At 72.5% G+C, this 19,304-nt stretch carries 16 protein-coding genes; 9 read left to right on the top strand and 7 right to left on the bottom strand.

Annotated features, from left to right (window positions below):
* Positions 1-180 precede the first annotated feature (180 nt).
* The 4 genes from rplI to rpsF form a co-directional block, all read right to left on the bottom strand.
* Positions 181-627 (bottom strand): 50S ribosomal protein L9, encoded by a 447-nt coding sequence (gene rplI / locus QWY28_RS05085; RefSeq protein ID WP_300951200.1) that lies wholly within the window; start codon positions 625-627, stop codon positions 181-183.
* 14 nt (positions 628-641) lie between these two features.
* Positions 642-878: a 30S ribosomal protein S18 gene (rpsR, locus tag QWY28_RS05080; protein WP_154612378.1), complete on the bottom strand. Its 237-nt coding sequence runs from the start codon at positions 876-878 to the stop codon at positions 642-644.
* Positions 879-1,010: 132 nt separating this feature from the next.
* Entirely contained in the window at positions 1,011-1,622 is a 612-nt protein-coding gene (locus tag QWY28_RS05075) for a single-stranded DNA-binding protein (protein ID WP_300951199.1), read from the bottom strand.
* Between the two features lie 121 nt (positions 1,623-1,743).
* Positions 1,744-2,034: a 30S ribosomal protein S6 gene (rpsF, locus tag QWY28_RS05070; protein ID WP_300951198.1), complete on the bottom strand. Its 291-nt coding sequence runs from the start codon at positions 2,032-2,034 to the stop codon at positions 1,744-1,746.
* A gap of 204 nt (positions 2,035-2,238) precedes the next feature.
* On the opposite strand from rpsF, the gene QWY28_RS05065 reads away from it, so the two are divergent.
* From QWY28_RS05065 to QWY28_RS05055, 3 genes are read left to right on the top strand one after another with little or no spacing between them, the layout of a single operon-like run.
* Positions 2,239-3,051, top strand: a complete 813-nt coding sequence (locus QWY28_RS05065; protein WP_300951197.1) for a deoxyribonuclease IV — start codon at positions 2,239-2,241, stop codon at positions 3,049-3,051.
* A gap of 31 nt (positions 3,052-3,082) precedes the next feature.
* A complete protein-coding gene (locus QWY28_RS05060; protein ID WP_336622403.1) occupies positions 3,083-4,216 on the top strand; it encodes a lipid II:glycine glycyltransferase FemX in 1,134 nt (377 codons plus the stop codon).
* A gap of 16 nt (positions 4,217-4,232) precedes the next feature.
* Positions 4,233-5,288, top strand: a complete 1,056-nt coding sequence (locus QWY28_RS05055) for an alanine racemase (protein ID WP_300951196.1) — start codon at positions 4,233-4,235, stop codon at positions 5,286-5,288.
* Between the two features lie 154 nt (positions 5,289-5,442).
* On the opposite strand, the gene QWY28_RS05050 is transcribed toward QWY28_RS05055, so the two are convergent.
* Together QWY28_RS05050 and QWY28_RS05045 are read right to left on the bottom strand one after the other, a co-directional pair.
* On the bottom strand, positions 5,443-6,876 hold the full coding sequence (locus tag QWY28_RS05050) for a glycosyltransferase family 87 protein (RefSeq protein WP_300951195.1): 1,434 nt from the start codon (positions 6,874-6,876) through the stop codon (positions 5,443-5,445).
* Between the two features lie 7 nt (positions 6,877-6,883).
* Positions 6,884-9,187, bottom strand: coding sequence for a transglycosylase domain-containing protein (locus QWY28_RS05045; RefSeq protein WP_300951194.1), 2,304 nt, complete (start codon positions 9,185-9,187; stop codon positions 6,884-6,886).
* 208 nt (positions 9,188-9,395) lie between these two features.
* Between QWY28_RS05045 and QWY28_RS05040 the strand changes: the two genes are divergently transcribed.
* The 4 genes from QWY28_RS05040 (at position 9,396) to QWY28_RS05025 (ending at position 15,751) form a co-directional block, all read left to right on the top strand.
* Complete coding sequence (locus tag QWY28_RS05040) at positions 9,396-9,989, top strand: PadR family transcriptional regulator (RefSeq protein ID WP_300951193.1); 594 nt, start codon at positions 9,396-9,398, stop codon at positions 9,987-9,989.
* A gap of 61 nt (positions 9,990-10,050) precedes the next feature.
* Entirely contained in the window at positions 10,051-11,136 is a 1,086-nt protein-coding gene (locus QWY28_RS05035; RefSeq protein WP_300951192.1) for an inositol-3-phosphate synthase, read from the top strand.
* 146 nt (positions 11,137-11,282) lie between these two features.
* Entirely contained in the window at positions 11,283-14,603 is a 3,321-nt protein-coding gene (locus QWY28_RS05030; RefSeq protein ID WP_300951191.1) for an immune inhibitor A domain-containing protein, read from the top strand.
* A gap of 278 nt (positions 14,604-14,881) precedes the next feature.
* Positions 14,882-15,751 (top strand): putative endonuclease domain-containing protein, encoded by an 870-nt coding sequence (locus QWY28_RS05025; RefSeq protein ID WP_300951189.1) that lies wholly within the window; start codon positions 14,882-14,884, stop codon positions 15,749-15,751.
* Between the two features lie 143 nt (positions 15,752-15,894).
* Here QWY28_RS05025 and QWY28_RS05020 read toward each other — a convergent pair whose 3' ends face one another.
* Positions 15,895-16,371 carry an SRPBCC family protein gene (locus QWY28_RS05020; protein ID WP_300951188.1) on the bottom strand — a complete coding sequence of 159 codons (477 nt, stop codon included), beginning with the start codon at positions 16,369-16,371 and terminating at the stop codon, positions 15,895-15,897.
* Positions 16,372-16,445: 74 nt separating this feature from the next.
* Here QWY28_RS05020 and QWY28_RS05015 point away from each other — a divergent pair, with 74 nt between their 5' ends.
* Both QWY28_RS05015 and QWY28_RS05010 read left to right on the top strand, forming a co-directional pair.
* Entirely contained in the window at positions 16,446-18,107 is a 1,662-nt protein-coding gene (locus tag QWY28_RS05015) for a hypothetical protein (protein WP_300951187.1), read from the top strand.
* Between the two features lie 26 nt (positions 18,108-18,133).
* Positions 18,134-19,138 carry a hypothetical protein gene (locus tag QWY28_RS05010; protein ID WP_300951186.1) on the top strand — a complete coding sequence of 335 codons (1,005 nt, stop codon included), beginning with the start codon at positions 18,134-18,136 and terminating at the stop codon, positions 19,136-19,138.
* Positions 19,139-19,304: the final 166 nt, after the last annotated feature.

Here is a 19,304-nt window from a genome sequence, read left to right as displayed (position 1 = left end):
CGGCGCGGGGGCTCGACCTCGGCGCGGGCGCTGCGGGTGGACGCGCTGTCCAGGCACAGCTACCCCGCCGACCCACCGGCGCGACAGCCGCACCGACCCGACGACGACAGGGGCCGTCCCTCCTCGCGGAGGGACGGCCCCTGGTCGTGGTGCAGGTGCTGCCGAGGCGGCAGCGGGGGATCAGGCCGGGATGACGTTGAGGGCCACCGTGGCGGACACCTCGTCGTGCAGCCGGACCGAGATCTCGTGGTTGCCGAGCGCCTTGATCGGGTTCTTGATCGCGATCGTGCGCTTGTCGACGGCCTCGCCGGAGCTGGCCTGGAGGGCCTCGGCGATCTCGGCGGTGGTGACGGCGCCGAAGAGGCGGCCGCCGGCACCGGCGCGGACCTTGACGGCCACGCTGTTCGCCTCGAGCTTAGTCTTGATCTCCTCGGCGTGGCCGAGGTCGCGGACCGCGCGGGTGGCGCGGGCAGCCTTGATCGACTCGACCGTCTTCTCGGCGCCGCGCGTCCAACGGATCGCGACACCACGGGGGACGAGGTAGTTGCGGCCGTAACCGTCCTTCACCTCGACGACGTCACCGGGGCCACCGAGACCGGTGACCTCCTGGGTCAGGATGAGCTTCATCGTTCCCGCTCCTCTCAGCGACCGGTCGAGGTGTAGGGCAGCAGGGCGACCTCACGGGCGTTCTTGACGGCCGTGGCCACGTCGCGCTGGTGCTGGACGCAGTTGCCGGTCACCCGACGGGCGCGGATCTTGCCGCGGTCCGAGATGAACTTGCGGAGGAGCGTGGTGTCCTTGTAGTCGACACCGGTCGCCTTCTCCTTGCAGAACTGGCAAACCTTCTTCTTGGGCTTGCGCATCACTGCCTTGGCCATTGTGGTGCTTCCTTCCTAGAAGCCCGACCCGGCGCCGCCGTGAGGCGGGCAGGGGCGGAATGGTTGAGGGATGTGCATGAGTGGGTGGTGCTGGACCAGCCGGTGGGCCTCAGCGGCCCGCGGTGCGGAGGATCAGAACGGGGGCTCGTCGGAGCCCACGCCCGGTGCGCCCCAAGGGTCGTTCGCGGGAGCGCCGCCACCCTGGGGTGCGCCGCCTCCGTAACCGCCCTGGCCGCCACCGGGAGCGCCGCCGCCGTACCCGCCGCCGCCCTGGCCGCCGCCCTGGGAGGGCGCCGGGGTGGCCCACGGGTCGTCCCCGCCGGAGGAGGCGCCGCCGCCACCGCCGGAGAACCCGCCACCGCCGCCGCCACCGCCGGAGCGCTGGGCCCGGGTGACCTTGGCCGTGGCGTACTTCAGCGACGGACCGACCTCTTCGACCTCGATCTCGAAGACGGTCCGCTTCTCGCCCTCACGGGTCTCGTACTGCCGGGACTTCAGGCGGCCCTGCACGACGACACGCATGCCGCGCTGCAGGGACTCGGCGACGTTCTCCGCGGCCTGCCGCCAGACCGAGCAGGAGAGGAACAGCGCGTCGCCGTCCTTCCACTCGTTGGACTGCCGGTCGAAGGTGCGCGGCGTCGACGCGATCCGGAAGTTCGCCACGGCCGCACCCGAGGGGGTGAAGCGCAGCTCCGGGTCGTCGACGAGGTTGCCGACCACCGTGATGACGGTCTCGCCTGCCATGAGGGTCTCCTTGGCTTCGTGCTGGTCAGAGTCGTGTGTGCGTCCCGCTCATCGTTGCCGTTGGCACCGACGTCGGGAAGGGGTCATCCACAGGGACGACGCCCAGGGAGCTCCGGGGAGCTCACTTGGCGTCGGGGCGGATGACCTTCGTGCGCAGGATGGACTCGTTGAGCGTGAGCTGACGGTCGAACTCCTTGACCGTCGCCGGCTCGGCGTTGATCGAGATCACCGCGTAGATGCCCTCGGCGTTCTTCTTCACCTCGTAGGCGAGGCGACGACGGCCCCACACGTCGACGGACTCGACCGAGCCGCCGTCGTTGCGGATGACGTTGAGGTAGCGGTCGAGCGAGGGCTGCACGGTGCGCTCGTCGAGGCTGGGGTCGAGGATGACCATGACTTCGTAGGCACGCAAAGCGGTCTCCACCTCCTGTGGACTTCGGCGGCCACGGTCTCTCCGTGGCAGGAGGGCTTGCGTCCCGCCGGCGACCGGGGCCGGACGGCGGGTGTCCCCGGCTCCCGGACCCGTCGGTGGGCGGTCACGCGAGGACAGGACAAGGTACCAGCGCACGCCGACCGCCCCGAAATCCCGTCGGTGACCCCTCGTAGGGTGACGCGCATGGCCTCGCAGACCCCTCCCGACCTCGCGATCGGCGCCCACGTCGACCAGACCGACCCGATCGCCGAGGCGCAGGCCCGGCAGGCGCCGCTCGTGCAGTTCTTCCTCGGGGACCCGCAGGACTACAAGGGCCCCCAGGTGCGGTACGCCGGCGGCGCGGCCGCCCTGAAGGAGGCGGCCGAGGCCGCGGGGATCGACCTGTACGTCCACGCGCCGTACGTCATCAACGTCGCCACCACGAACAACCGGATCCGCATCCCGAGCCGCAAGCTGCTCCAGCAGCACATGGACGCCGCGGCCGAGGTCGGCGCCCGGGGCCTGATCGTCCACGGGGGCCACGTGAACAAGGCCGACGACCCCGAGAAGGGGTTCGACAACTGGCGCAAGGCGATCGAGGCGACCGACATCAAGGTGCCGCTGCTGATCGAGAACACCGCCGGCGGCGACAACGCGATGGCCCGCCACCTGGAGCGGATCGGCCGGGTCTGGGACGCGATCTCCACCGCCGAGGGCTTCGACCGGGTCGGCTTCTGCCTCGACACCTGCCACGCCCACGCCGGCGGCAACGCCCTGGAGACGGTCGTCGACGACGTACGCCGCATCACCGGGCGGATCGACCTGGTGCACTGCAACGACAGCCGCGACGACTTCGACTCCGGCGCCGACCGGCACACCAACTTCGGCGCCGGCCGGATCGACCCCGACCTGCTGGCCGGGATCGTCCGCGACGCCGGCGCCCCGGTGGTCTGCGAGACGCCCGGCGACGCCGAGCAGCACCGGGCCGACTTCGCCTGGCTCCGCGAGCGGGTGTGAGGCCCGGCCCGGCGCCCAGTAGCCTCGATCCGTGCTGACCGTCCGCGAGATCTCCGAGACCGAGCACCTCGCCTTCGTGCGGGCGCAGCGCTCCGCGTCGTTCCTGCAGACCCCGGCCTGGGGCCGGGTGAAGCCGGAGTGGCGCCGCCAGTCGATCGGCTGGTTCCGCGACGGGCAGGACGCCCCGGTCGGGGCGGCGCTGGTGCTCTACCGCCAGCTGCCCAAGGTGCGCCGCTACCTGGCCTACCTGCCCGAGGGCCCGCTCATCGACTGGGCCGACGAGGACCTCGCCGCCTGGCTCGCGCCGATGGCCGCCCACGTCAGGGGCCGCGGCGCGTTCGGCGTCCGGATCGGCCCGCCCGTGGTGACGCGCCGCTGGGACGCGGCGACGATCAAGGAGGGCATCGCCGACGACGGCGTACGTCGCCTCGGCGAGCTGGCCCCGACCGACCGCGACGGCGCCGGGGCGCGCGTGGTCTCTCAGCTGCGCGAGCTCGGCTGGCGCTCGCAGGCGGTGGCCGGCGGCTTCGCGGCCGGGCAGCCCCAGCACGTCTTCCAGGTGCCGCTGGCCGGGCGGTCGGAGGAGGACGTCCTGGCCGGCATGAACCAGCAGTGGCGCCGCAACATCAAGAAGGCCGCCAAGGCCGGTGTCGAGGTGAGCTCCACCAGCAGCGCCGAGGGTTTCGGCGCGGAGCTCAAGGCCTTCCACGACCTCTACGTCCACACCGCCGAGCGCGACGGGTTCACGCCGCGCCCGCTGGCGTACTTCCGCACCATGGTCGAGGCGCTCTCCGCCGAGGAGCCGGACCGGATCACCCTCCACCTCGCGCGGCACGACGGCGACCTGGTCGCCGCGACGATCGCGATCCGGGTCGGCACGCACGCGTGGTACTCCTACGGCGCCTCCTCCACCGAGAAGCGGGAGGTCCGTGGCTCGAACGCCGTCCAGTGGGCGATGATGCGCGCCGCGATCGCGGCCGGCGCCGACGTCTACGACCTGCGCGGTATCACCGAGACCCTCGACCCCGACGACCCGCACGTCGGGCTGATCCAGTTCAAGGTCGGCACCGGCGGCGAGGCCGTCGAGTACGCCGGCGAGTGGGACCTCCCGCTCAACCGCCCGCTGTACCGGGCCTTCGACCTCTACATGAAGCGCCGCGGCTGAGCATGGGAGCAGCGCGATGAGCCTCGTCCTCCACGTCGCCGGCGACCGGTGGCGCACCCACCTGCGCTCGGTCGCCGACGGTCACCCCGGCCTGGTGCCGGTGTGCAAGGGCAACGGCTACGGGTTCACGCTCGGCCGGCTGGCCCGCAAGAGCCAGTGGCTCGGCGTCGACACGATCGCGGTCGGCACCTACGACGAGCTGCCGCACGTGGCCACCCGGTTCGACGGCAGCCTCCTGGTGCTCACCCCCTGGCGGCCCTTCGGCGCCGCGCTCGAGGTCGACCCGGCCCTCGCCGACCGGGTGGTGCACACCCTGAGCCGTCCCCAGGACGTCGATGACCTGCTGCGCCGGCAGCCCGACGCCCGGTTCGTCCTGGAGCGGATGACCAGCATGCAGCGCCACGGGCACAGCGCCCGCGAGCTGTGGGCGGCCGCGCGGACCCTCGCGGACCACCGCAGCGCCCGGCTCGAGGGGGTGGCGCTCCACCTTCCGCTCGCCCAGGGCTCCCACCTCGGCGAGGTGGAGCGGCTGCTCACCGACGTCGTCGCGGCCGAGCTCGACACCCGCACGATCTGGGTCAGCCACCTCACCGACGCCGAGCTCGCGACCCTGCGCGCGTCGTACGCCGACTACGACATCCGCCCGCGCACCGGCACCGCCCTGTGGCTGGGCGACCGCGGCGCGCTGCGCGTGACCGCGACCGTGCTCGACGTGCACCCGGTCGAGCGGGGCGACTCCTTCGGCTACCGCGGCCGGACCGCGCCGAAGTCCGGTCACCTGCTCGTCGTCAGCGGCGGCACCGCCCACGGCATCGGCCTCGAGGCACCCACCGGCGACTCCGGCCTCAAGGCGCGGGCCGCCACGCTGGCCCGCGGTGGCCTGGACGCGGTCGGCTTCGTCCGCTCGCCGTTCTCCATCGACGGCAAGCAGCGGCTCTTCGCCGAGCCGCCGCACATGCAGGCCTCGATGCTCTTCCTGCCCTCCGGCTCGCGGGTGCCCGACGTCGGCGACGAGGTCGACGTGCGCGTGCGGTTCACCGCCACCGCCTTCGACCGGGTGGTCGTCGAGTAGGTCGCTCGGCTCGGGGTGCTCAGCTCCTCGGGCGTCAACTATCGTTCAATTGAGCGATTGCGACGGGTGGAACCGCTCCCACCGCGACATTTCGGCGCAATTGAACGACTGTGTTCGCGCCCGAGCCCGACCGAGCCCGACCGAGCCCCGAGGCTCACCCAGCAGCAGGCGCCGGCGCGCGCGAGGGCGGCGGCGCGGCGACGACCGCCTCCCGGACGGGGTCGTGGCGCGGGCGGAGCACGTCGCGGACCACGATGCCGACGAGGTAGAGCTCGCACGCCATGCGCAGGAGGATCGCGACCCAGTAGAACCCGGCGTCGCCGCCGCCGGCGGGGGCGAGGTACTCCCCGAGGTACCACCACACCGACGCGAAGTAGAGGACCTCGCCGGCCTGCCAGACCAGCTGGTCGCGCCAGCGGGGCCGGGCCAGGACGGCCAGCGGCAGCAGCCACAGGACGTACTGCGGCGAGTAGACCTTGTTGACCAGCAGGAACCCCGCGACGACGAGGAACGCCAGCTGCGCCAGCCGGGGTGTCTCCGGCGCGCGCAGACCGAGCACCAGCACGCCCAGGCACCAGGCGCCGAAGAACAGCCAGGAGGCGACGTTGATCGTGTGCGCGCTGATCGCGGTGTCCGTCGCCTGCTGGACCACCAGCCAGATCGAGCCGAGGTCGGCGGCCCGCTCGGAGTTGAACGACCAGAACACCCGCCACTGCTCGGGCCCGGAGAGGTACGCCGGCAGGTCGGCCGCCACCCACGCGGCGGCCGCGGCCGCGGCGGCGAGCAGGAAGTCGCGCAGCCGCTTGTCGCGCAGGCACACGACGAGCACGCCCCCGAGCAGGAACAGCGGGTAGAGCTTGGTGGCCGTGCCGAGGCCGATGAGCACGCCGGTCAGCACCGGCTTGTCGCGCGACCACGCCCAGGTCGCGGCCGCGACGAGCACCACGGCGAGCAGGTCCCAGTTGACCAGCGCCGTCAGCGCGAGCGCCGGCGAGGCGGCGTACGCCATCGCGTCCCAGGGCCGCCGCCGGTGGGTCCGGGCGAGGAACCACGCGGTGAGCAGCGCGACGGCGGCGAGGCCGAGCGCGTTGACGACGACGTACCAGCGGATCTCCGACTGCACCTCCGGGGTGCCGAAGAGGGAGTCGACCGGCTGCTGCGCGCGCTCGGTGAGGTCAGGCAGCCCGAGGTGGTCGGCCGCCTGCGCGACCCACGCGGTGCCCCAGGCCCAGTAGGAGATCCCGACGGGGTACTCCATCACCTCGTAGCGGTCGCGGACCTCCTCGTCCTGGGTGTAGGGCCACGCGCGCTCGACCATGCCGCGGCCGGTGTAGAGGTAGGGCAGGTCGGAGTAGCACATGTGCGCGTAGCGCTGCTGCCCGTCGCCCCAGGTGTCCTCGAAGCAGCTCTGCTTCTGCACCATCCCGAGCGCGAAGCACACCGCCGTCACGAGCAGGACGACCCGCACCGGCGTCCACCAGCGGTGGCCCGCGCCGCGGGTGCCCATCGGCCCGCCGACGCCCTCGCTGAGCGCGCGGACGACGGCGTCCTCCTGCGTGGGGTGGACGTGCTCCCCGCCCGGCCTCACCGGGAGGTCACTCGCGGCCGCGGGGGCCGGCGGCGCGGGAGGGGCCCGCGCCCGGGGTCGGGGAGCCGCTCGGCTCCGACGGCGGGGACGGCGGGGGCGAGCTCGGCGGCGGCGAGCTGGGCTCCCCGCACCCGAGGATGTCGCAGCTCGGGCTCGGCTCCTGCGTCGGGCTCGGCTCCTGCGTCGGGCTCGGCTCCTGGCTGGGGCTGGGCTCCTGGGTCTCGATGTCGGTGCTCGGCTGCGGCTGCTGGGGCTGCTGCGGCTGCTGCTGGGTCGGCGAGGGCGGCGGGACGTACGGCGCGTGGCCGTCGGTCGGGGCGTCGCCGTCGACGTACACCGGCTCGGGGAACTCCTCGACCGGCAGGCCCTCCATGATCGTCTGCATCGCGTTCGTCCACGTCCGCGCCGGGTAGGCGCCGCCGAAGTACTCGGGCAGCCAGCCCATCAGCTGCTCGTTGCCCTTGCCGCGCACGTACATCACGGCGGTCGCCATCTGCGGGGTGTAGCCCGCGAACCAGGCCGAGGACACCTCGTCGCGGCCGTTGGTCGCGGTGCCGGTCTTGCCGGCGGCCGGTCGGCCGAGCTCGAGCGCCGCGGTGCCCGAGCCGCCGCTGACGTTCTGCTGCAGCGCGTAGGAGACGTCGGCGGCGATGTCGGCGTCGAGCACCCGCTTGGGCTCCGGGCCCTCCTCGGCGTGGGAGTAGCGGGTCTCGCCGCCGCGGTCGACGACCTTCTCGATGATGAACGGCTCGGCGTAGACGCCCTCGTTGGCGATCGTGGCGTAACCGTTGGCCATGTTGATCGGGCTGACCGTGGCGCTTCCGAGGGCGACGGTGGCGACCGGCTCGAGGCCGCCGGAGGTGCTGGGGAAGCCCGCGGCACGTCGGCCGGCCTCCTCCGGCGGGATGCCCATCGCGTTCATCGTCTCCACGACCTTCTCCGGGCCGTCGTCCATCGCCATGGTCATGTCGACGAAGGCGGAGTTCGCGGACTTCTGGGTCGCGTAGATCATGTTGATCGCCGAGCCGTAGCTGGCGTCGCCCTGGTTGGTGACCTCGGTGCCGTCGGGCAGGACGTACGGCGAGTTGCCGTCGAAGGTGTCGTTGAGGGAGAAGCCCTGCTCGATCGCCGCGGCCAGCGCGAACGGCTTGAGCGTGGAGCCGGCCTGGCCGCCGGAGACCGCCCAGTTGATCTGGGACTGGAGGTAGTCCTGGCCGCCGTAGAAGCCGCGCACCGCTCCGGTGCCGGGCTCGACGCTGGCGACGCCGACGTGCAGCTCCTTGTCCTTGAAGCCCTCGGGCCGCTCCTCGACGACCGCCTGCTTGGCCGCGGCCATCGCCTTGGGGGTGAACGTCGTGGTGACGCGCAGCCCGCCGCCCTGGATCTCCTCGGGGTCGAAGCCGAGCCGCTCGAGCTCGGCGCGGACCATCGTCAGCATGTGGCCCTTCTGGTCGCCGTAGGTGCTCTCGGCCTCCTCGGGCGGGAACTTCGGCAGCCGGCGCTCGGCCTTCTCGGCCTCCTCGTCGGTGATCATGTCGAGCGTCGCCATCCGGCCCAGGGTGTAGCGGTAGCGCTCGAGCAGGTCCTCGCGGGCGTCGTCGCCGTTGGCCGGGTCGAAGCGGCCGGGGTTGTTGAGCACGCTGGCCAGGACCGCGCTCTGGCGCAGGTCGAGGTTCTTCGCGGGGCGGCGGAAGTAGGCCTGCGTCGCCGCCTCGACGCCGTACGCGCCGCGGCCGAAGTAGATGGTGTTGAGGTAGCCCTCGAGGATCCGCGACTTGCTCTGCTCGCGCTGGACCTTCAGCGAGAGGATCGCTTCCTTGATCTTGCGCTGGTAGCTCTGCTCCTGGGACAGGTAGAGGACCTTGACGTACTGCTGGGTGATCGTCGACGCGCCCTGGCGGGAGCCGCCCCGGGCGTTGTTGAAGGCCGCGCGGACGATGCCCACCGGGTCGATGCCGCTGTCGGTCCAGAAGGAGTCGTTCTCGGCGGCGACCACCGCGTCCTTGAGCGACTGCGGCATCTGCTCGAGGTCGATCGAGACGCGGTTCTGGGTGGCGAGGCGGCCCAGCTCGGTCTTGCCGTCGTCGAAGTAGACGAAGGTCGTCTGGGTCTCGAAGTCCTCGTTGGGGTCCGGGATGTCGATGGTCTGGTAGAGCACGACGAACGCCGCGCCCACGAGCAGCGCACCCACGAGGCCGAGGGCGAGCAGCCACCGGGCGACCCGCCACACCTTCTGCTTGCGGGTGCGGGGGGCCCGGCTCGGCGACTTCTTCACCGCGGGGCCAGCGGCCCGGCGCTTGCCATCTCTCACGCTGGTCCTTCTCCTGATCTGCGGCACGACGGTCGGCGCACCACGGGTGACCCCGGGCGCGACCCAGGACAGGGTACGCATCCGGGCGCCGACACCGCCCGGCTCGACCTGCGGCGAAGTCTGCGGGGACGCCTGCGGGGACGCCGCCGCGCGCCGCGCGATAGGTCGGTGGTTCGCAACCGGCGGATATATCGCTACGATAGGTCGCGTGGCACGTCGTGGAGAGACCATCGAGCTGGCAGTCCTCGGGCTGCTGCACGAGGGACCCATGCACGGCTACGAGCTGCGCAAGCGGCTCAACCTGATGCTCGGGTGGGGCCGCGTGCTGTCGTACGGCTCGCTCTACCCGACGCTGAAGAAGATGCTGCGGGGCAACCTCATCGAGGAGTCCACGAGCACCGCGGTCACCGTCAGCCGCCGACCCCGGATCGTCTACCAGGTCACCGAGGCCGGCACCCACGAGTTCGAGCGCCTCATGTCCGAGGTCGGCCCGGCCGCGTGGGAGGACGACAACTTCGACATCCGGTTCGCGTTCTTCGGGCGCACCGACATGGAGATCCGGCTGCGCGTGCTCGAGGGCCGCCGCATCCGCCTCCAGGAGCGGCTCGACCGGGTGCAGCGCGAGCTGTCGATGACCGAGAAGGAGGTCGACCGCTATGCGGCCGAGCTCCAGCGGCACGGCGTGGAGTCGGTCGAGCGGGAGGTCCGGTGGCTCTCGGACCTGATCAACGCCGAGCGGAGCCTGGGCCAGCACGGCGCCCCGGGCGCGCCGCCGGACACGACCGCAGCACCCCAGACCTAGCCAGACCTCAGCAAGCGCAGCGCGCACAGACCTCCGTACAGGTTCAAGGAAGGAAGACCCGATGGGTTCGGTTCGAGTGGCAATCGTGGGAGTGGGCAACTGCGCCACCTCCCTGGTGCAGGGTGTCGAGTACTACAAGGACGCCGACCCCGCGGGCACGGTGCCCGGCCTGATGCACGTGGCGTTCGGCGACTACCACGTCAAGGACGTGGAGTTCGTGGCCGCGTTCGACGTGGACGACAAGAAGGTCGGCAAGGACCTGTCCGAGGCGATCAACGCCTCGGAGAACAACACGATCAAGATCTGCGACGTGCCGACCCTCGGCGTCGAGGTCCAGCGCGGCCCGACCCTCGACGGCCTCGGCAAGTACTACCGCCAGACCATCGAGGAGTCCGGCGCGGACCCCGTCGACGTCGTCGCCGTCCTCAAGGACCGCGAGGTCGACGTGATGGTGTCCTACCTCCCGGTGGGCTCCGAGGAGGCCGACAAGTTCTACGCCCAGTGCGCGATCGACGCCGGCGTGGCCTTCGTCAACGCCCTCCCCGTCTTCATCGCCTCCGACCCCGAGTGGGCCAAGAAGTTCGAGGACGCCGGCGTCCCGATCGTCGGCGACGACATCAAGTCGCAGGTCGGCGCCACCATCACCCACCGCGTGATGGCGAAGCTGTTCGAGGACCGCGGCGTGACGCTGGACCGCACCTACCAGCTCAACGTCGGCGGCAACATGGACTTCAAGAACATGCTCGAGCGCGAGCGCCTGGAGTCCAAGAAGGTCTCCAAGACCCAGGCCGTCACCTCGAACCTCACCGGTTCGCTGTCGGGCAAGGTCCACGACAAGAACGTCCACATCGGTCCCTCGGACTACGTCGCGTGGCTCGACGACCGCAAGTGGGCCTACGTCCGCCTCGAGGGCCGCGCGTTCGGTGACGTCCCGCTGAACCTGGAGTACAAGCTCGAGGTCTGGGACTCCCCGAACTCCGCCGGCATCATCATCGACGCGATCCGCGCCGCGAAGATCGCCAAGGACCGCGGCATCGGTGGCCCGATCATCTCGGCGTCGTCCTACCTGATGAAGTCCCCGCCGGTGCAGCTCCCCGACGACGAGGGCCGCCGCCGCGTCGAGGCCTTCATCGCCGGCGAGGAGTGACCTCCCCGCGCACCACCCCGCACCACTGACGCGCCTGCGCTGAGCCAGCGCGTACGGCGGCCCGCCCGGTCTCCCGGGCGGGCCGTCGGCCATTTCAGGAGCCGTCTTGGTCGTAACCACCGTCCGTGCGGTGTCGTTCGCACGGCATGACCCCGCCCCGCCTGCGCGCCGCCGCGGCCACCGCCGCCCTCGCCGCCGCGCTCGTGCTGCCGCTGCTGCCCCCGACGAGCGCCACGGCGACCGGCCCGCTGGCCGGCTCGCTGGTCGACACCCCCACCCGCGGCGAGCAGGCCGAGCTGCTCAGCGCGGCGGGCCGCCGGCTGCTGACCGTCGACTTCGACGGCCAGGACGCGACCGTCGTCCGCGGCGCGCAGCTCACGGTCTCGGGCCGGGTCGCCACGGTCGCCCAGACCGCCGGCTCGCGGGTCGCCCGCGCCGACGAGGGCGTCCCCGCCTCCTTCACGGTCGCCGTGACCGGTCCCGACGGCGCGGTGCTGGCCACCCAGGACGTCACCGCCGCCGACGACGGGTCGTTCTCGACCACGGTCCCCGCCTCGGTCACCCGCGACCTGCCGGGCACCGACGAGACCGTCCTGGGCGTGCGGGCGCTCGACGCGACGTACGACGGGTTCTCGGCGGAGGACGCCGGCGCCACCGCCGTCGAGGTGCTGCCGCGGGCGACCCGGCTGCGCCTGGAGAACAGCTTCGTCTCCTCCGTCGGCTGGGTGAAGCCCGGCGAGCGCTACCCGTCGCGGGTCATCGTCCGCAACCCCGGCCGCGCCGCGGTCGCCGGCGGCACCGTGACGGTCCGGGCGCCGCGCGGCACGACGTTCCGCGCCGCCGCCGGGCCCGGCAGCCGCACCCTGCGCGCCACCACGATCACCTGGCGCCCCGGCCGGGTGCCGGCCCGCGGGAGCCGCACCCTGGTCCTCGAGGCCCGCGCCGCGACGACGAAGCAGCTCCCGACGGTCGTGTGGCGTGACCTGTCCACGACGGCGCGCCTGGCCGGCCCGGGCGGCTCCGGCACCGCCGTGAGCCACGGCCCGAAGGTCATCCCGCCCGCGGAGTCCTACGACACCGCCCGCTACGGCGACCGGCCGTTCCCCGTCGTGCCGGTGCAGTACGTCGACCGCACGTACGCCGCCGGGCACTCCGGCCAGGCGCTCGAGCGGGTCATCAACAGCCCCCGCCTCGCCGGGTCGACCTTCAACCTGTTCCAGGAGATGTCGCTGGGTCAGCTGTTCCCGCACGGCACCGTGCCGTCGGCGGGCATCGCGACCGCGGACTTCGACTACGCCCCGGGCTTCCCCTTCACCCGCACCGACCCGGCCACGCTGTCGACGTGCACCGGCGTCACCTTCGCCGACCTGCCCCTCGACGTGGTCGGCTCCCCGCTCTACCCCGAGCGGATCACCGACGGCGTGTACAACCTGCCCGGCACCACGCAGTACTACGGCGCCGACGGCAACGGCTCGGCGGTCATCGGCTCGCTGACCGGCGTCGCGGCGCTGCAGCAGATCGACAGCGGCTGCGGGCCCACCGGGAAGATCGTCGCCGACGCCGTCGCGCTCGCCGACCCCGAGATCGACTACTCCGACTTCGACACCGACAAGGACGGGGTCGTCGACTTCTTCATGGGCGTCTTCGCCGGCTGCGGCGGCAACGGCGCCTCCCAGCTCGCCGCCTGCTCCGAGGCGCCCTCGGACGCGCTGCCCTACGACAACATCTGGCCGCACAGCTCCTCGCTGGAGTACTACCTCACCGACCCCGAGACCGGCCTGGCCGGCTTCACCACCGACGACCAGCTGCGCGACCTCGAGGGCCGGCCGCTCTACTGGCGCGACGGGCGCTACGACGCGATGACCACGAAGAAGACGCCGCGCAAGGTCTTCGTCCGCGTCGGCCCCTACAACCTCAATCCCGAGACCGCGCTCGACAAGGCGTCGGTGATCTCCCACGAGTACGGCCACTCCCTCGGCCTGCCCGACTTCTACTCCACCGGCGGCCGCGAGACCTACGGCGACTGGAACCTGATGGCGACCGACAAGTCCCAGCACATGGACGCCTTCGCCCGCCAGGAGCTCGGCTGGGTCGTGCCGCGGCTGCTGCCGCGCGGCCGGACGACGGTCCGCGGGTTCACCGACTCCAAGCAGGACGTGGGCGCCATCCACTGGCGCACGCCGCAAGGCCGGCCCTACGTGCTGCGGCAGGGCCGCGACGGGCGCGTCCACAACTCGCTGATGTACGTCGCCAAGCTGCCGGGCCGCCAGCTGCTGAGCCCCCGCAAGTTCGGCACCGGCGTCGGCGCCACGAAGAAGCACGCCTGGTTCAGCGGGGCCGGCAACGACTTCGGCTGCGCCAGCGACGGCGGCGGGCGCAACCTCGACCTGTCGATCCCGGCGCTGTCGAAGCTGCCCGAGGGCTCCACCGTCACGCTGACGTTCAAGTCGCTGTTCGACATCGAGTGGGACTACGACCACGGCTTCGTGCTGACCTCGACCGACGGCGGGAAGAGCTTCACGTCGAACGAGTCCGAGCGGGAGGTGCCGACCACCACCACGGGCAACCCGAACCAGAACGGCTGCCAGGCGACGTACTCGAACGGCATCACGGGTTCCAGCGCCTCCTACACCGACCCGCTCACCGTCGCGACCGACCGGGCGCTCGGCAACACCCCGCCGTCGGTGTTCATCGCCGACCGGTTCGACGTCTCCGAGCTGGCCGGGGCCCGGACGCCGGTGCTGCGCTTCTCCTACGCCACCGACCCCGGGCTCGCCCGGCCCGGCTGGTTCATCGACGACGTGCGCGTCACCGCGACCACCCCGTCGGGGGAGAAGGTGCTGTTCCGCACCGACTTCGAGTCCTCCGGTGGGCCTCGCGACCCGCACGTCTTCAACGGCGGCTGCCGCCCCGACGGGCCCGGCGGTGACTGCACGAAGGGCTGGCAGTACGTCAAGGCCGGCGCGGAGGCGGACTTCGACCACGCCTACTACCTCGAGATGCGCGACCGCTCCGGCTTCGACCTCGCCGGCCGCGGCCAGGTCGACCGCGACCCGATCTCCTTCCGGCCCGGGCTGTACCTCGCCTACACCGACGAGGCGCACGGCTACGGCAACGCCGGCACCGACGACCCGCCGGCGCAGACGCCCATCGACGCGGTCCCGGAGCCCGGCTCCGCCACCCCGGACCTCTCCGACGCCGCCTTCATCGCGGCGAAGGGTCGCTCGTCGTACTCCGACTCCGGCGTCGGGCACACCGACAACTACACCGACCCCTCCCAGACCCTCGAGGACCCGCGGTACGCCGGCGTCGCGAACCCGTGGCGCTTCCGCTACCGCTGCCTGTCCTTCGACGTGCTCTCCATGCGGGGCGGTGGCATCGGTCCGGTCCGCGCCGACGGCGACCTCACCGGCACGGTGCGGTTCCGCATCGGCGGCGGCTGCGGGCGGTTCGACTGGGGCTACTGACTCGGTCGCTGCGGCGTCGCGGGCTCGGGCTTGGGCTTGGGCTTGGGCTTGGGCTCGGGCTCGGGCTCGGGCGTCAACATTCGTTCAATTGCGCGGATTTGTCGCGTTCTCCGCTGATCGAGGCGCTAGAACCGTTCAATTGAACGATCGTTGACGCGGGCTCGCGGCCTCCGCCCACGGCCTGTGGATGACGCCCGGCACCCGGGCCGACCCAGTGCCAGGGTCGCGTCATGGACCAGCGACGACCTTTCACCCGAGCCGATGCCGTGGCGGCCGGCGTGAGCGACCGCGTTCTGCGTACCTCCCGCTACCGGCGTATCTTCCGAGGCGTCTACATCAGCGCGGAGGTCGACCCCACCGAGGAGGAGCGCGTCGTCGGTGCCTTGGCGCTGCACCCGGAGGGCGCCTGGGCCAGCCACCGCACCGCAGCCGCGTGGTGTGGGATCGCCGTGCCGCATTCGGCCTTCGTCCACGTCAGCGTGACCGACCCGAAGGACCGGCGCTGGCAACCGGGGCTCAAGGCGCACGTCGCACCTCCGGGCACCCGTACGCGCACCTGGCGCGGCGTCCCCGTGTCGGAGCCGGTCCGGATGTTCGTCGAGCTTGCCTCGATGCTCGACCTGGTCGACCTCGTCGTCGCGGGCGACAGCATGGTCCGCGTGCTCGGCATGACGGCCGCTGACCTCCGCGCCGGTCTGGAGCGGACGAGCGACTACTGGTCTCCGGCAGCGAGGTACGCCGCCGGGTTCGTGCGCGACGGCGTCCGCTCGCCGATGGAGACCCGCGTGCGTCTCCTCCTGGTCCTGGCCGGACTGCCGGAGCCGGCGGTCGCGCACCGGGTCCGCGCCGCCAACGGCGACGTGCTGCTCGAGCTCGACCTGGCCTACGTCGAGCACCGGCTCGCGATCGAGTACCACGGCACCCACCATCGGGACGACAGTCGGACCTGGCAGCGCGACCTACGTCGTTCGGAGCTGGTCGACCGTCTCGACTGGCACGTCGTCAACGTGACCGGCCCGGACATCTACTCCACACCTGGCGCGACCCTCGAGCGAGTCCGACACGCTGCGCGGGCCGTCGGTCTTCTTCTACCCCGCCCGCAGGCCGGTTGGGAGGCGCACTTCCTCGTGGCCGGTCGCGCCGGGTGAAGGCGTCAAGTTCCGTTCAATTGAACGGTTGTGCACGTCTTTCGGCGCAGTCCAGCGACACAACCGCACAATTGAACGGATGTTGACGGCCCGGGCGACCCGGGCGACCCGGGCGACCCCGGCCACCCACCACCGACCGACGCTCAGGCAGATGCCTCGGCGGCGGCCTTGACCTTCGCGAGCGTCTCCTGCATGCCCTCGCGCAGCTCGGCGGTGAACCTGTCGACGCCGCCGAGCGCGACGCGGGTCATCACCAGCGAGAGCGCCGAGATGCCCTCGGACGTCTCGCGGCGGTTGGTGAGGCGGGTGCCGCCGTCGGCGGTCGGCTCGAGGGTGAAGGACCAGGTGGTGCGGTTCTCGGCGACGCGGAACGCGAAGCGCACGTGCGGGTCGAAGGAGGTGACCTTGGCGGTCGTGGGCCACACGAGCGGGCCGCGGTGGTTGAGGTTGAGGAAGGTCGTCCCCTCCTGGACCGGTCGGCCCCGGACGAACGTGCGGAGGACCTGCGGGCTCCACTCGCGCGCGCGGGTCGGGTCGGCGACGAGCGACCACACGGTCGCGGGCGGCGCGGCGATCTCGACGGTCGCCTCGAGGTCCTGGGCGGTCTGGGAGCTGGCCATGCCCGCACCCTAGTGGCCGCCCCGGCGGGCCCGGCCGGCGTTTCCGGACGCTGGGCGACGGGTAGACCCCGCCCATGGAGGGGCCCGAGGCGATGTACGCCGCGATGACGTCGGGGGACCCCGGCGCGGTCGCCGCGCTCGAGTCCGACGTACGCCGGTCGATGGACGACGCGGGCGACGAGATCCGTCTGGTCCGGTACGCCGAGGACACCCCGGACTGGGACAGCCCCTCGGCGCGCACCCGGTTCAACATGCGCGCGTGGGCCACCCGGGCGGCGGCCGAGGTCGCCTTCATCCGGCTCAACCGGGCGGCGCTCGCGCTGCGGGCGGTCGAGGACAGCTACCGGACCATGGCCGAGGACGCCGGCGAGATGATCGAGCTGTGGCGCCGGGAGAAGGCCGAGGCGACCGACGCCGCCTCCCTGCTGATCGTCCGCGCAGGGGTGATGCTGGCCCTCTCGGTGATCCGCAGGGCCCACGGCACCCGGGTCGCGGAGGCCACGACGTTCATGGTCGACGACCCGCTGACCGCCGAGCAGGAGGAGTGGCTGGAGAACGGCCTGCTCCGCTCGCTGCGCCACGACCTCGAGCACCCCACCGACCTCGGCCCGATCATCCCCGGCACGCTGGCCACCGGCGACGACGAGGGCGGCATCCCGCAGGGGCTCGGCTACGACCCGGTCTCGGGCTACCTCCTCCAGACGACGTACGCCGCCGACGGCTCTGCCCAGCTCTCGCTGGTCGACCCGGAGACCGGCGAGCTGGTGCAGACCGTCGACCTCGGCCGCGGCGGGGCCGGCGACACCGCACCCGACCACGCGGGTGGCGTCGCGGTGCACGACGGCACCGTCTACGTCACCTCCTCCGACAAGCCGCCCCGGCTGTTCGCCTACGACCTCGCCGCCGTCGAGGGGGCACGCCCGGGCGAGACGGTGCCGGTGCTGGACACACCGGTCGAGGTCGCAGCCGGGGCCTACTCCACGATCGTCGGCGACACCCTCTACGTCGGCACCCACAACGAGGACGGCCCGGGCAGCCTGACCACCTACACCTGGGACCGCGCCACCCACAGCTGGGAGGAGTCCGGCGGACCCTACGAGACCCCACCGAAGGTGCAAGGCATCGCGGTCCGCGGCAACGAGGTGGTCTTCAGCAGCTCCCTGGGCCGCGGCAACGGCAGCACGCTGGCCAGCTACAACCTCGGCGACGTGCTCTCCGGGGGCCCGCTCGGCGACCCGGTGCGCAGCGTGGAGCTGCCGAACATGTCCGAGGGGATCGTGGCGATGCCCGACGGCCTGCTGACGACGTACGAGTCCGGGGCGGAGAAGTACTCCTCGCCCGGCAGCACCTCGCTCGAGGACCTGTGGGCGGCGATGAACATGACGGTCACGCCGTACTCCGAGCTCGGGATGGCCGGCGGCACCATCGACGTGCAGCCGGTGACGCTGACCCAGGCCGGCCGGCTCTTCTCGCAGGTCCAGGCCGGGCTCGACGCGGTCGAGCGCGCGGTCGCCCGGATGGACCTCGCCGCCGGCGTCCTCGGCGACGTCCCGGAGGGGCCGCTGTTCGCCACCGCCACGACCACCCACCTCGACGAGACCGCGCAGTGGCTCGGCGAGGGTCGGATCTCGGCCGAGGTCACCGCGAGCGGCCTGGTGACCACCGCGTTGTCCTACGAGGAGAGCGACGCCGGGAGCGGTGGCTTCCTCGACCGGTTGAGGTCGGTCCTCGGGTGACCCCGCGCCGCACGAGAGGATCCGCCATGCGCACCTCCCGCCCCCTGCCGACGGTCACCGCCCTCGCCGTCGCGGCGCTGCTCGCGCTCGGCGGCTGCGGCGAGGACGGTCCGGCCGAGGAGGAGCCGCCGGCCGGCGCGCGCTGGACGGGCGCGGGGGACCCCGTGGACCCCTCCGGCCTGGTCTGGGCCGCCGGCGGCACGGTCCACCTCGGCGACGGAACGGTGATCGAGACCGACCAGGAGATCGAGGCGTACGTCGTGGCCGGCGACGGCGCGTACGTCGTGCCGGCCGGCGACCGCGAGGGCCCGGGCGCCGACCTGCTGCTCGCGACGGGCGACCGGGTCGAGCAGACCGGTGCCGTCGTCGACCCCGACACCCTGCGCACCTCGCCCGACGGGCGCTACCTCGCGTTCATCGACCCCGCCACCGGGGAGCAGGACGAATACGGCACGCCGGTCGCCACCGCCGTGGTCGTCGACCTCGTCGCGGGCGAGGAGGTGGTCCGCAGCGCCGCGGGGATGGGCGACACCGGCTCCGACGACCTGGCCGACCTCTACGAGGACGCCGAGTCACCCGCCGTCCTGGGGCTCACCCACACCACGGCGTACGTCGCCGGGCCGGACGGCGTCCTCGCCTACGACCTCCCCTCCGGGGACCGGGACGAGCTGGCCGACTCGACCTCGGACGTCTACGACGACGACTGGTTCACAGCCCTGCGCGGCGAGGACGCCCTGCTCAGCCCCTCCGGCACCTGGCGGATCGTCGACCCGACCGACGGCAGCCCGGTGCGGCTGGTCCCGGAGGACGGCGGGAAGGCCGTGGTGACCCGGGCGCCGTACGACGTCTACGAGCTCGACTCGTGGCTCGACGAGACCACCGCGGTGGGCGGGGCGCTGGAGGGCGAGTCCGACGTGCTGCTCGCCTGCACGCTGCCGACCGGCGCGTGCGGACCGCTGCCCGGGGTCCCGGCCGGCGCGCTGCTGCCCGTCGACCGCAGCGGGCCGGGCCTGCCGACCGTGCGCCGCTGAGCCGGCCGACGGGGCAGACCCGGGCGGTTCCGCGCGGTCAACAGTCGTTCAATTGCGCCGTTTTCACCCTGCGCAAGCGCTTGCACACGTCTACAACCGCGCAATTGAACGATCGTTGACGCCGGTCCGCCCCGCCACACCAGCTCCGCGACACCAGCCGCGCGGA

It is taken from the genome of Nocardioides oceani (assembly GCF_030412965.1).
In the GTDB taxonomy this organism is placed as follows: domain Bacteria; phylum Actinomycetota; class Actinomycetes; order Propionibacteriales; family Nocardioidaceae; genus Nocardioides; species Nocardioides oceani.
This window is presented reverse-complemented; position numbering and strand designations above follow the sequence as displayed.